Raw genomic sequence first — 12,701 nt, 5'->3', positions numbered from 1 at the left:
CGAAACCACCCCTACGGACGCGCTCCGCACTGCTGCATTCGGGCGACCGGTGACGGGGACCGGTCGTCGTCCGTCGGGCGACGCAAACCGCGTTCGATGGCCTCGATGATCCGTGGGCGCAGTTCCTCGGCGCGGATGACGGCGTCGACGGAGCCGACCTCGACCGCGCGCCGAATGTCGTGCACACGGTCGAACTCCGCCGCCACCTCGCCGAGCTTTTCCGCCCGCACCGACGCGCGGAGCTCGTCGAGCGCCGCCTTGGCCGCGGCGCGCTCCACGCCGAAGACGGTCGCGACGTGCGCCTCCTGTGCCCGCACCCGCGAGTCGGCGATCGTCCGGGCCCGCACGTCGCCCGCGAATACCACCGCGGCGGCAGGCGCGCCGCCCAGGACCGAGGCGAAGGAACCCTCCAGCGCAAGCACGGTCATGTTCGGGTTGAGCGCCTTGGAGAAGACCACGAACGCGCCGCCGTGGTAGCGCGAGATCACGCAGAACACGATCGGCCCACGGAAGTTGACGACCGCCCGGCCGATCTCCGCGCCGTACTCCAGTTGCAGCTTCCGCATCGACTCGGGCGAGCCGTCGAACCCGGACAGGTTGGCCAGCACCACCAGCGGCCGGTTGCCGGACGCCGCGTTGATCGCCCGCGCGACCTTCTTCGACGACTGCGGGAACAACGTACCGGCGGTGTAGGTGTCGGGGCCGTCCGTGGGCGGGAAACCCAGGCGCGGCACCGCTCGCGACTCGATCCCGATCAGGCACACCGGCACTCCGCCCAGGCGCACGTCCTGCACGGCGGCGGTGTCCGCGTCGGCCATGCCCGCCCAGCGCTCCGACACGGGGTGGTCCCGGTCGGACAGCGCGCGCATCACGGTGCGGATGTCGAACGGCTTCTTGCGGTCCGGGTTGTGCTCCGCGGAGAAGATCTCACCGACGGTGGTGAAGTCGCTGCCCGCCCACGTGTGCGGGAAGTCGCGGACGTCCCGGTCGGCGGGGTCGCTCGTCGGCGCCCTCCGCGGCGTCGCCTCGCCGGGCGCCACGTGAGTCCGGTCGTAGTGCTCCATCAACACATCCCGCGCGGCGCCCAGGTTCGGCGCCCAGTACTGTGCCTGCCCGTTCGGGCCCATCACCCGGTCGTAGCCGCCGATGCCGAAGTTGTCCTCGGCCGACACACCCCCGGAGAAGTCCAACGACTGCTTGCCGGTGAGCACCATCGCGGAGTCGGGGGTCATCACGAGGATGCCCTTGGTGTGCATGAGCATGGTGGCCTCGGCGTTCCAGTACGGCTGCGCGCCGACGTTGATGCCCGCGACCACGATGTTGATCTCGCCGCCGTCCTGGGTGAACGTGACGATGCGCTTGAGCGCGGCGGCCACCCAGTCCATGTTCTCCGTGCCCGACTCCATCGAGATCCGCGCACCGGAGGACAGCGCGTACCACTCCACCGGCACCCGCATACGCTCCGCCAGGTCCAGCGCCGCGATCACCCGACGGCACTCCGGCTCGGACAGCGCGCCGAGCGACTTCGTCGGGTCGCCGAGCAGAACGACCCGGTCGATGCCCTGCGGGTGCAGCTCGGTCGGCGTGCTGACCACGCCCGCCACGATCGCCGCCGTGTTGGTGCCCCTCGGTCGCTCGACCGGCGCCAGGACGTGCTCGTCGTCGAGGTCGTACTCGACGAAATCGCCCAGCAGACGCACCAGTTCGTACGGGTAGACGGTGTTGCGCGCGGCCGCGCGGAGCACCTTGCGCCGGTACTCGTCGATCGGCTCGATGGGCTCGAACGAGCGTTCGCCGACAGTCAGTTCGGTGCCGCCGGAGGCGTCGACGGAGATCCGTACGGCGATCTTGTCCAGTTCACCGGTGTGCCGGCTGCGCATCCGAGCGATGACCAGGATCTCCTCCAGGCCGGCGCCCTCGGTGGTCGGCAATACGCGGTCGACGAGCGTTTCCAACTCGGCGCGGGTGATCTCGGTCGGCGGCCAGACGTAGATCACGATCCGGTTCGTGTCGGGGTACTTGCGCCCGGGTCGCCGCGACTGGGCGCGGCGGATCGAGTCGAGGCATGTGGCGACCACGTTCTCGGCGGTCGGCAGGGCGACCAACCGGCCCTCGTGGTCGCGCAGTTCGGTCAGGTCGCGGACCTGCGCGAAGGCGACCAGGCGGTCGTCGGCGGGGTTCTCCCGGGCCACGCACTGGAAGAGGTAGACCTCCTCGTCCGAGGACGGCAGCCGGGTGAGGTCGAACTTGCTCAGCCGCTCCAACTGCATACGCTGCGCGATGTACGGGTGCAGGCCCCGGATCAACCGCTCCTCGACCATCCCGCTGTCGGACGGGCGGAACGTGAAGTGGTGGTGCATCACCGCGCCACCGCGACCCGCGACGGTGGTGGTGAGTCGGCGGACCCGGTGTGACAGCGAGTGGGTGTCCACGGCCTCGTGCAGCGCGGCGGCCATCGCGTCCGGGTCGACCGGCTGCTTCTCCCACGCGAGATAGATGTCCGCCTCGACCGCGCCCTCGCCGTCCGAGAGTTCCGTGAGCCCGCGCAGCGCGCCGCCGAGTTCGTCGAAGCGCACCGCCACGGAGACCAGGCGCGTGCCCGCCCGCTCGGCGACCACGAACGTGCAGCCGGCGACCTCGCTCGAACGCACGCCGGTGAGGCCCTTGTTGCCGTAGTACCGGCGGGTCAGCACCTCCAGCATGATCGTATGGTCCAGGCCGTCGCGGACGAGCCGCCGGCCGAGCAGGCACACCAGCGGTTCGGTGCTGCGCACCATCGACGCGATGCGCTCGGCACGGTCCGGGGCGTCCGGGTGCGCGTCCAGATGCCGCAGGTGCCGGCGCACGTCGGTGTAGACCCGGGCCCGGTTGCGGCGCAACAACGGCTGTGCCAGCCACGCGAACACCAGGCCGCGCGCGAGGTCGGCGACCACCGGGAAGCGCACCTGGGTCGCCGCGACCAGGCGCTCCAGGGCGAGGCCGACGGGCTCGCGCAACGCCGCGTCCGGCGGCGCCTCGCGCAACCACACGCGCAGCAGCGCCGAGACGACCGCGGCGTCGGCGGATGCGCGTTGCCGGCCGAGGAAGATCCGGAACACCGCGGCTTCGAGCTCGGCCGAGGGCTCCGCTTCTGTGACGCCGTAGTGGGCGAGTGCCTTGGCCAGCTTGGCTCGGAACGCCTCGGGCAACCCGGCTCGTTCGACGTCGAGGCTCTGCAGGTAGGTATGGAAGTGTTCACGGGCGCTGTGCACGTGCCCCTCGCCCCCCACGTCCTCGCCCGCCGGGCGGTTGCGGCCCAGCTCGGCGAGGTCGATGAACATCTCGACGAGTTCGAGCTCACCGGCCAACGGCCGTTCGTCGCCATCCGCCAGGGCCGCCCGGCGTGCGGCGAGGTAGTCGTCGAGCACCCGGCGCTCGTCGTGCGGATCCACGTCGAAGCCCAGCAGCAGACCGCGCAGGTCCTCCCGGCCGCGAGCGGCGCGCTCCCGGGTCGGGATCGCCTCGGGGGCGGTCGGCAGGTCCAGCTCGACGGACGCGGTGCCCTCGGCTTCGGCTTCGGCGGCGAGCGGTTCCAGGCGCAACAGCGCCGCACCGACGTCGACCTGACTGCCCACCGACACGGCGCATTCCTTCAGGCGTGCCCGGAACGGTGCGCGCAGCACCGTTTCCATCTTCATGCTCTCCAGCACCAGGACCGGTGCGCCGGCCTCGACCTCGTCGCCGACGGCCAGGGGGGTGGCGACGACCAGGGCGGGCGCGGGGGAGCGTACGACGCCGCCCTCGTCGCGGCCGACGCGGTGGGTGACGCCGTCGACCTCGACCAGGTGGGTCGGCCCGTGCGTGGCGGTGAGCAGGCGGTAGCGGGTGCCGTTGACCACGATCTGGCCGGTGTGCCGGTCGAACCGGTCGAGTTCGACATCGGCGGTACGCACCACCTCGCCGACCTCGATGCCGACCCGGAAGCGGTGCGGGCTCACCCGCGCCACCCGCACGCGGTAGCCCACGCCGCGCAGCTTCAGGTCCAGGGGGCGACCGCTCTCATGCCGCACCTGTGGTCGCCCGCCCGCGGCCGTGGACAACAGCCGCTGCCGCTCTGCGTGTTCCTCCTCCTCGTACGCCTCGATGGCGGCGGCGGCGAGTGCGACGGCGGAGTGGCGGTGCGAGACGAGGCGGCCCTCGCCGCGCACGCGGTCGATCCAGCCGGTGTCGGCGCTGCCGTCGATCAGCTCCGGTTGATCCAGCAGGTCGAGGACGAAGCTCTTGTTGGTGGCGCCGCCCTCGATGATCACCGTGGTCTGCGCCATCGCCCGCCGCAGCCGGCCCAACGCCTCGTCGCGGTCGTGCCCGTACGCGATGATCTTGGCGATCATCGAGTCGAAGTCGGCGGGGATGGTGTCGCCCTCGCTGACGCCCGTGTCCACGCGGATGCCGGGCCCTGCGGGCAGGTCCAGGCGGGCGATCCGGCCCGGGGAGGGCGCGAAGTCGCGGTCCGGGTCCTCCGCGTTCAGCCGGGCCTCGATCGCGTGCCCGCGCTCCACGGGCGGCGTACCGTCCAGCCGCTCCCCCGCCGCCACCCGCAACTGGGCCTTGACCAGGTCGAATCCGGTGGTGGATTCGGTGATCGGGTGCTCGACCTGGAGGCGGGTGTTGACCTCCAGGAACGCGAATTGCCGCTCTCCCGGGTGGTAGAGGAACTCGACGGTGGCGGCGCCGCGGTAGCCGACGGCCAGCGCCAAACGCTCGGCCGACGCCTTGAGTTCGGCCACCTGCTCCGGTGCCAGGACCGGCGAGGCGGACTCCTCGACGACCTTCTGGTTGCGCCGCTGGATCGAGCAGTCGCGCACACCCAGCGCCCACGCGGTGCCCTGGCCGTCGGCGATCACCTGGACCTCGACGTGCCGAGCACCGGTGACCAGACGCTCCAGGAACACGATGCCGCTGCCGAACGCGCGCGCCGCCTCCTGGCTGGTGCGCTCGTACGCGTCGACCAACTCCGCGTCGTCCCTGATCACCCGGATACCACGCCCACCGCCGCCGGCGGTCGCCTTGAGCATCAGCGGATAACCGATCTCGGCCGCGGCCGTCAGGGCCGCGTCCAGGGTCTCCACCGCACCGCGACTCCACGGGGCGACGGGGACGCCGACCTCCTCCGCGATCAGCTTCGAGCCGATCTTGTCGCCCAGCTTGCGCATCGCCTCCGCGCTCGGGCCGACGAACGCCACGCCCAACTCCCGGCACAGCTCGGCGAACGCCGGATCCTCCGCGACGAAGCCCCACCCGACCCACGCCGCGTCGGCGCCGGTGGCCACCAGCGCGCGCTCCAGGGCCTTCAGGTCCAGGTACGGGCGCGCCGACGCGGGCCCCAGGTCATACGACAGATCCGCCTCGCGCACGAACGTGGCCGTACGGTCGACGTCGGTGTACAGAGCGATCGTCTCGATCCGGATCCCCGTTTCCGCAGCCAGCTCCCGGACGGCGTGGATGAGCCGCATCGCGGCCTCTCCACGGTTGACGATGGCAACACGACTGAACACCGGACCGAACCTCCTGTGAGTCAACGATGTGCGCGCCGCGACGGGGCGGTTCCGGCGGTGACGGCTTTCCGTCCCCCGGCTGCGGCCACGTCGCAGACCGGGCAGGCTACCGGGCGCGGCGCACGGGAAATGCCCACGAGTCATCGTGCGCACGCGCCTGACCAGGGCATATCGACGAGAGCCGAGTTCCGGGGCGTGATGATCGCCTGATTGGCGGTCGCTCGTTCGGCGCAGTATCACTCCTCAGGATCGCGCCCGGCCGTCTTGGCGACCCTCGACGGCGGATACCTCGTCGGCGCCTTCATCGCGGGGCGACACCACCCGACCGGCGTCGGGGCCGCCGAGTTCGGGCGGGCCGGCGGTGAAGTCCTTGGCGACGCCGGGGACGGTCAGCGACCGGTACGGGGCATGGCGCAGGAGCCCGGCCAGCACCCGGTAGCGCAGGCTCGGGACACATACGACGGGCGGGCGCCGCCGATGGATGGCCCGTACCGCCTGCTTCGCGACGTAGGCCGAGGCGAGCGTGAGCGACGGGGGCGGGGCGGTGATGCCGGCCCGCACGTGGAACTGCGATGCGGTGTAGCCGAGTACGAGTGCGGTGAGCGCGACGGGCGAGGTGCGGATGCGACGGGAGTAGGCCAGCGACTGGGTCATGGCCAACTCGTACGACTTGGTCGCGCCGTACGCGGTGCCCTGCCAGGCGGGCCCGAGCGCGGCCACCGAGGAGACGACCAGGATCCGGCCGGAGCCGCGCCGGAGCATGTGCGGCAGCGCGGCGTGGACGAGCCGCGACGGGGAGACGACGTTGAGAGCGAGCATGCGCTGCTCGTCCGCCCAGGTCGTGCGGTCGAAGGGGGTGCCCAGGGCGGCGCCGGCGTTGTTGATCAGGATGTCGCTGTCGCACGCCACCTCGGCCACCCGTTCGAGGTCGTCTTCGACCGTCAGGTCGGCGGGCAGCGCACGGGCCTCGATGTGGTGTTCGGCGGCCAGTTCGCCCGCGAGGCGGTCGAGGGGTTCGGCGCTGCGGGCGACCAGGACCAGATCGTGACCCCGAGCGGCCAGGGCGCGGGCGAGGTCGACGCCGAGACCACAACTGGCGCCGGTGACCAGGGCCGTGGACATTACTGCCTCCTTCTCGAAGCGGGCGGAAGCGAACCACCCGGCACCCCGGGGGCGTCCTCGGGGCGGAGGGACGAGCGAGCGCACCTCGTACGGGCCGGTTAACCGCACAGGCTCGGCAAAGGTCACGCCACGTCCGCGGTCGTGCGTTCGCGGCCCCTGATGGTTGCGTACTTGCGGGTGAACATCCGGGCGGGCTCCCGGTACCGTTCCCGACGCATCGCCCCAGGTGAAGGGCCGGTTCGGGGGTGCGGGGGCGGTCGCGCGGGAGTTTTGCCCCGGACCTCGTCACCGATACACAAGATGCTCGATCGCATACCCGATCGGGGTTGCTGTACGGCGACGCGCCGCCGGGTGTGCCCGGTCCGACCGAGCAGGAAGGCATTCCCCGTGTACGCGATGCTGTGTGAGTTGTTGGTCGAGGAGTTCGGCATCGACGCCGCAGATATCGTTCCCGAAGCGACGTTCGCCACGCTGGAGTTGGACTCGCTGTCACTGGCGGAGCTGGCGGTCATCGTCGCGGACCGGACCGACAAGGACTTCCGCGGGCTCGGCAACCTGGACAAGGACACCACGTTGGGCGAGGCCGCCGCGGCGTTCGAGGCGGCCCCGCGCTGCGAGGCGCTCGTCCCGGGGGCTCGCGGCGCCGCGGCCCCGTCCGACGCATCCGGCGGCGCCGGTGTTCCCTCCGGCTCGGCCTCCGTTGCGGGTGCCCCGTCCTCGGAGGGCTGAGGTGGCCCCGGCCGAGGTCGCGGTCACCGGTCTGGGCCTGGTCACCGCCGGCGGGATCGGCGTCGAAGCCACCTGGCGGACCCTGTGTGCGGGCGTTTCCACGGCCCGCCGCGACCCGGTCCTCGCCGGCCTGGCCGTCGACGTCTCCTGTAGCGTCCCCGACTTCGACGGGGACGCCCTCCTGGGTCGGCGGTTGTCCCGTCGCATGGATCGGACGGCTCGGATGACCGTCGCCGCCGCGCGCGAGGCCCTGGCCGATGCCGCCCTGGACCCGGGTGCCTGGGACCCCACCCGCGTCGGCGTGATCATCGGCTCGGGCGGTCCGGGCATGGAGTCCCTGACGGAGGCCATCGCGAGACTGAGCGCGGATCGGGCCACCACCATCTCTCCCGCCGCACTACCCCGTTCCCTGCCGAACAACCCGGCCACCGAGGTCGCCCTCGACCTGGGCGCCCAGGGCACCAACTTCGCGCCCGCCGCCGGCTGCGCGTCGGGCGCGACCGCGCTGGGCATCGCCCGCGACCTGGTGCGCGCGGGGACCCTGGACATCGTCTTCGCCGGCGGCGCCGACACGATGTGCAACCGCATCACCGCGGCCTCCTTCGCCCAACTGGGCGCGCTGTCCACCCGGTCCGGCGACCCGGAGCGGGCGTGTCGGCCGTTCGACGCCGAGCGCGACGGCTTCGTGCTGGGCGAGGGCATCGGCGTCCTGGTCCTGGAGCGGCTGGAGCACGCGCGGGCCCGTCGGGCCCGGGTGCGGGCCCTGCTGTCCGGGTACGGCTCGGCCAACGACGCCCACCACGTGACCGCGCCGCACCCCGACGGCCGCGGCGCCCGGCTCGCCACCCGCGCGGCGCTGGCCGACGCCGACTGGAGTCCGGGCGACGTCGACCACGTCAACACGCACGGCACCGGCACGGTCCTCAACGACGCCGCCGAGGCCCGCTTCCTCGCGGCCACCTTCGACCGCTGCCCGCCGGTCACCGCCGTGAAGAGCGTCCTGGGCCACTCCGGGGGCGCGGGCGGCGCGATCGAGGCGGCCGTCACCGTCCTGACCCTCGAACACGGGAGCATCCCGCCCACGGCCAATCACCATCACACCGATCCCGACATCGATCTGGACGTGGTTGCCAAGGTCCCGCGCCGCCCCGCCCGCCTGAACACCGCGATCTCCACCTCGGTCGCGTTCGGCGGCCAAAACGCCGTCCTCGCCTTCCGCGCAGCAACCTCAGGAGCCCCCGCATGACCGTGACCCGAGCGGAAACAACGTCGGCGCACTGCGCCGCCCCGGCCTCGGGGCGGCGGTTGGAAGAGTTGGACTGGTGGCGTTCTTGCAGTGTCCGGGTCGTCGACCCGGCTCCCGAACTCTCCGGCGTGGTGCGGTCGTTCCTGGACGACCTGACGGCGGCGTTCGTCCGCGGCGGGCACCGGCTGATCCCGTCGGCCGATCACGAGACCCGGCTCGACGTGGTCCTGGTGGGTGTATCCGTACCCGACGGCCCCGCCCCGCTGGCCGACCGGATCGTGGAGGAACCGACACCGCTTCTCCTCAAACTCCGCAAGGACCAGGGTCGGCAGGGCATGGTCGGGCGACTGGTCGCGGTCGCGGAAGTGCCCGAGCGGATGAGCGAGATGGCGCACTCGGAGGTGGTGCGCGTCGCCCGGATCCTGATGGCCAGGGTCGGCGTGTTCACCGTCGTGTTCATCACCCCGGGCACGCTGCCCGGGGAGGTCGCCGAGGCGACGCTGTGCACGATGGAGGGCGGACACCCCACCGAGACCGAGCATGTCGCCCAGGGCATCTGCGATCGGCTGGTCGCCGCGGCGTGTGCGCACGAGGTGGCGGGCCGGCACGACGTGGTGCGCGACGCGATCACCGCCGAGGCGTGGGCCGCGGCCCGCGCGCCGCGAAGCCTGGTGGCGGCCGGGACCCGGATGGGGGACCTCGGGCTGTTGCCCGCGCCGCACGCGATGCGCGACTTCGTCTCGCCCCGGCTGAGCCGCACGTACGCGATGTACCTCAACCTCCAGGGCTTCAGCGAGGGCATGCTCTTCGCGTTCGATCCCGACCTCGACGCGCTCGTGGTCACCGCGTCCGGACGCTGGGGGGTGGACAAACGCGACCTGTCCACCGGCGACCTCGTGGCCGTCGACCATCACCTGGACCGGGGCCGGCTGCGGGTCCTGGCGCCCGAGGGCATGCAGCCGATGGCGCCGTCGGTGGAGGCGTGGGAGGTCTGCGCGCTGTTCGAGGCGGCGCCCACCGTACGGGTCGGCAAAAACGCGGCGGGGCACTGGCAGTGGGATCCGAACGGTACCCACGAGGTGCCGGCCATTCGGGCGGGCCTGCACGCGCACGTCGGTGTCTCGTACGCCGACCCGGCGCTGATCGAGAGCATCCCGCCGGACCGGGACCGCTATCCGTACGGATTCGGCTGTGGCACCGACCTGATGATCGACGTGGCCCGCTCCACGCTGGCCGACTCGCGCGCGCTGCACGATCCCGCGGACACCCGCCACTACGTGCGCTGGCCCATGCTCTACCACGGCGAGATGGCCCTGGAACTCTGGGGCCCGGACCAGCCCGACGAGCCGCTGCGCGGTCTCCTGGACGTGTTCGACCCGCAGGTGCTGGGAGCCGTGCACTTCCACGCGGACCACATCGACCAACCCTGTTGAGCGGTACCCCGCACCCCGCACGCATACGTGACGACGTCGGCCTCCGAGACCACGATTCTGGTCTCGGAGGCCGACGTCGTCACGTGGACCGGATGACGAACACCACGCACCGTCGTCCACCAACCGATTCGCCCCACCGGATCCGGGTGGGATCCGACGGGGCGAGGCAACGGGAACCGATTTCAACCAACGGCGTCCGTTTCGATGGTCGGGGCCGACCGCGCGAGCGCAGGCTCCCGGTTCGGCGGGTCGTCAGACCCCCACACGCTCCAGGAGCGAGCGGTGGCCGTCGTCGTGCTGGTAGCCACCGCCGCCGTGGGGGCGGTGGCCGCCCTGGGGACGGTGGTGGTCACCCTCGTGGTCGTAGTCGTCGTAGTCCTCGTCGTCGTAGTCGTTGTTCTCGATCTCGGCAATGACGCATTGGCTCCCGAACGCCGGGTTGAGCGCGGCGACCGCGTTGGCGGTATTGGCGCAACCCTCGGCCGGCGTATGGAACGGGGACTGGCCGATGTTGCCGGAAAAGACACCCGAGGACTTCACCGCGGCGGCGTCGGCCTCGGAGCTCGCGCTCGCGGCACCCGTGCCCGCCATCACGAGAGCGGCGGTACCGACGGCCAGGGCTCCGGCCTTTTTGAACGAGTTCACGACAATCTCCCGTATAGCGCAACATCCGCGCCGCCGGACCGCGACGCGCACCCGGTTCAACGAGACGACGCGTCTCCGGCAACCACCATCCACCCGGTTCACTCGAATGACTCACGCCCCCGACGACCCGGCGCCTTCCTGGAGCACGGTCGCTACGAGGTGTGAACGCCCGGATCATCCCTGACGCAAACGCCGTGGCCCGACTGGTTCGAGGCGGACGCGGCCCGACGGTCGGACGGGGGTCAACCGACGTCGGGCCGCGCGGGTACCGGCCACGGGGGGAGCCGGCACACTCGTACAACTACCCCAGTCACGCACGGCAATACACCAACAACCTTAAGTATTCGCGATGTTCGTGATCGCACACCCGGCGGGCGGCGCGTCGCGGCGTCAGTCCGTCGGGACCCAGCTGCCGTGGAAGCCGAGCGGGACCCGGACGGGGAGGTGGACGCGCGCCACCGGCTTGCCGGTGAAGTCCTGGGCGGACAGGACGACCAGGTCGGTGGCGTAGCGCTCGGGGTTGTTCACGTAGGCGAGGATGTAGCCGTCGTCCTCGGCACGTCCCGCGGACCCGCCCCGCTCGGCCGGAACGAACACCGGCTCGCTCGCGTCCGCACCGCGCGGAAGGCGGTGCACCGCGGTCGTACCGCGCACCAGGTCGTGCTTGACCAGCCCGTTGCCCGCCCGGATGCCACTCTCGCTCACCGCCGGCCCGTAGGCGCGGTACAGCTCGACGGACGCCGCGGTGTAGCCGTATCGGTGACGCCTGCCCAGGTACGCCTCGTTGATCCGGGGGAACTCCTGCGGGCGGTCGTCGACACGTTCGGTGCGCACGACGCCGCGCACGGGGTCGATCGTCCAGCGGTGCAGCGAGGGCGGCCCGGCCGCCGCCGGACCGCCGAGTCCGCGCCCGGCGGGCTCGAAGGGCGCGGGCATGCGCGTGAAGTCGACGACGACACGTCCGGCCCCGTCGTCGTAGGCGTTGAGCGTGTGCGAGAAGTAGAACGGCGGGATGTCGAACCATGCCGCCGGGCCGCCCGCTCGTGGCAACAGGCCGACGCGCGCCGGGTGTCGTGGGTTCCAGACGTAGGGCACCAGGGCCCCGGCAGCGGCGGCCTCGGCGTCGAAGGTGATGGGGTTGTCGAAAAGGACGACGTACTTCTCGGTGAGGCCGAAGTCGTGCATCATCGGCGAGTCCGCCACCGGCACGCGCGTGGTTCGGGCGACGTGTCCGGCTCGGTCCAGCACGATGTGGCGCACGTGGTCCCAGTCGATGGCGTACGTCACCGCGTGCAGTTCGCCGGTGTGCGGGTCGAACTTGGTGTGCGCCGCGAAGGATCCGTCGAGGGTGCGGTCGAAGTCGCACAGTCCGACGGTGTTCAGGTCGCCGTCGAGCGCGTAGGGCAGCGGCCCGCCCTCCTGGCACGCCAGAATTCGCCCGCGGTACCCGATCACGTGCGTGTTGGCCGCGAAGTCGTCGACGGGAGGCGGCTGGGGGCCCCGGTACGGTTCCCCGAGCCGCGCGGCGACGTCGGCGGAACGCACCCAGCGGCTGCGGTACCACTCGGCCCGGCCGTCGCGCAGCCGTACGCCGTGGACCATTCCCGCGCCGATCATCCAGTGGTGCGCCCGGGGGTCTTCGAGGCCCAGGACGTTGGGTCCGTTGCGCAGGTAACGACCGTCGAGCGCGCGCGGCAGACGACCGGTGACAGGCAGGTCGAAAGCGGTGACCTCCTCCCGCTGCGGGGCGAACGCGCCTTCCAGGAACGGGAATCGGCGACTGTCGGCGGCGTCGGGATCGGCCTGCGGCGCGGCGGCGAACGCCGGTCCGGTCGCGCCGAGGACGCCTGCGGCGATGCCGCCCGCCGCGAGTGCGCCACCGCGCAGGACGGTCCGTCGTGTGGGGCTGTTCATGACGACACTCCGTTTCGTGGGCTGTGTGTCCAGCGTGCCGCCGCCCCGGCACCACGACGATGACACTGCCCCCATGAC

At 71.9% G+C, this 12,701-nt stretch carries 7 protein-coding genes; 3 read left to right on the top strand and 4 right to left on the bottom strand.

The window, feature by feature from the left end; all coding sequences use genetic code 11:
* Nucleotides 1-11: 11 nt before the first annotated feature.
* Together ACH4XV_RS41560 and ACH4XV_RS41555 are read right to left on the bottom strand one after the other, a co-directional pair.
* Nucleotides 12-5,492 (bottom strand): carboxyl transferase domain-containing protein, encoded by a 5,481-nt coding sequence (locus tag ACH4XV_RS41560; RefSeq protein ID WP_395798649.1) that lies wholly within the window; start codon nt 5,490-5,492, stop codon nt 12-14.
* Nucleotides 5,493-5,777: 285 nt separating this feature from the next.
* Entirely contained in the window at nt 5,778-6,656 is an 879-nt protein-coding gene (locus tag ACH4XV_RS41555) for an SDR family NAD(P)-dependent oxidoreductase (RefSeq protein WP_395798647.1), read from the bottom strand.
* Nucleotides 6,657-7,052: 396 nt separating this feature from the next.
* Here ACH4XV_RS41555 and ACH4XV_RS41550 point away from each other — a divergent pair, with 396 nt between their 5' ends.
* Genes ACH4XV_RS41550 through ACH4XV_RS41540 form a run of 3 tightly spaced genes read left to right on the top strand, consistent with a single transcriptional unit; the run spans nt 7,053 to nt 10,064 of the window.
* Nucleotides 7,053-7,385 carry a phosphopantetheine-binding protein gene (locus ACH4XV_RS41550; protein ID WP_395798673.1) on the top strand — a complete coding sequence of 111 codons (333 nt, stop codon included), beginning with the start codon at nt 7,053-7,055 and terminating at the stop codon, nt 7,383-7,385.
* A gap of 1 nt (nt 7,386) precedes the next feature.
* Nucleotides 7,387-8,631, top strand: a complete 1,245-nt coding sequence (locus tag ACH4XV_RS41545; protein WP_395798645.1) for a beta-ketoacyl-[acyl-carrier-protein] synthase family protein — start codon at nt 7,387-7,389, stop codon at nt 8,629-8,631.
* A complete protein-coding gene (locus ACH4XV_RS41540; protein ID WP_395798643.1) occupies nt 8,628-10,064 on the top strand; it encodes a hypothetical protein in 1,437 nt (478 codons plus the stop codon). The genes ACH4XV_RS41545 and ACH4XV_RS41540 overlap by 4 nt, the downstream gene beginning before the upstream one ends.
* 252 nt (nt 10,065-10,316) lie before the next feature.
* On the opposite strand, the gene ACH4XV_RS41535 is transcribed toward ACH4XV_RS41540, so the two are convergent.
* Nucleotides 10,317-10,709: a chaplin gene (locus ACH4XV_RS41535; RefSeq protein ID WP_395798641.1), complete on the bottom strand. Its 393-nt coding sequence runs from the start codon at nt 10,707-10,709 to the stop codon at nt 10,317-10,319.
* Between the two features lie 390 nt (nt 10,710-11,099).
* Complete coding sequence (locus tag ACH4XV_RS41530; RefSeq protein ID WP_395798639.1) at nt 11,100-12,623, bottom strand: carotenoid oxygenase family protein; 1,524 nt, start codon at nt 12,621-12,623, stop codon at nt 11,100-11,102.
* Between the last annotated feature and the right edge of the window lie 78 nt (nt 12,624-12,701).

It is taken from the genome of Embleya sp. NPDC020630 (genome assembly GCF_044334985.1).
In the GTDB taxonomy this organism is placed as follows: Bacteria; Actinomycetota; Actinomycetes; order Streptomycetales; family Streptomycetaceae; genus Embleya.
Note: the sequence above shows the minus strand (reverse complement) of the source record. Positions and strands in the feature narration are given on the sequence as shown.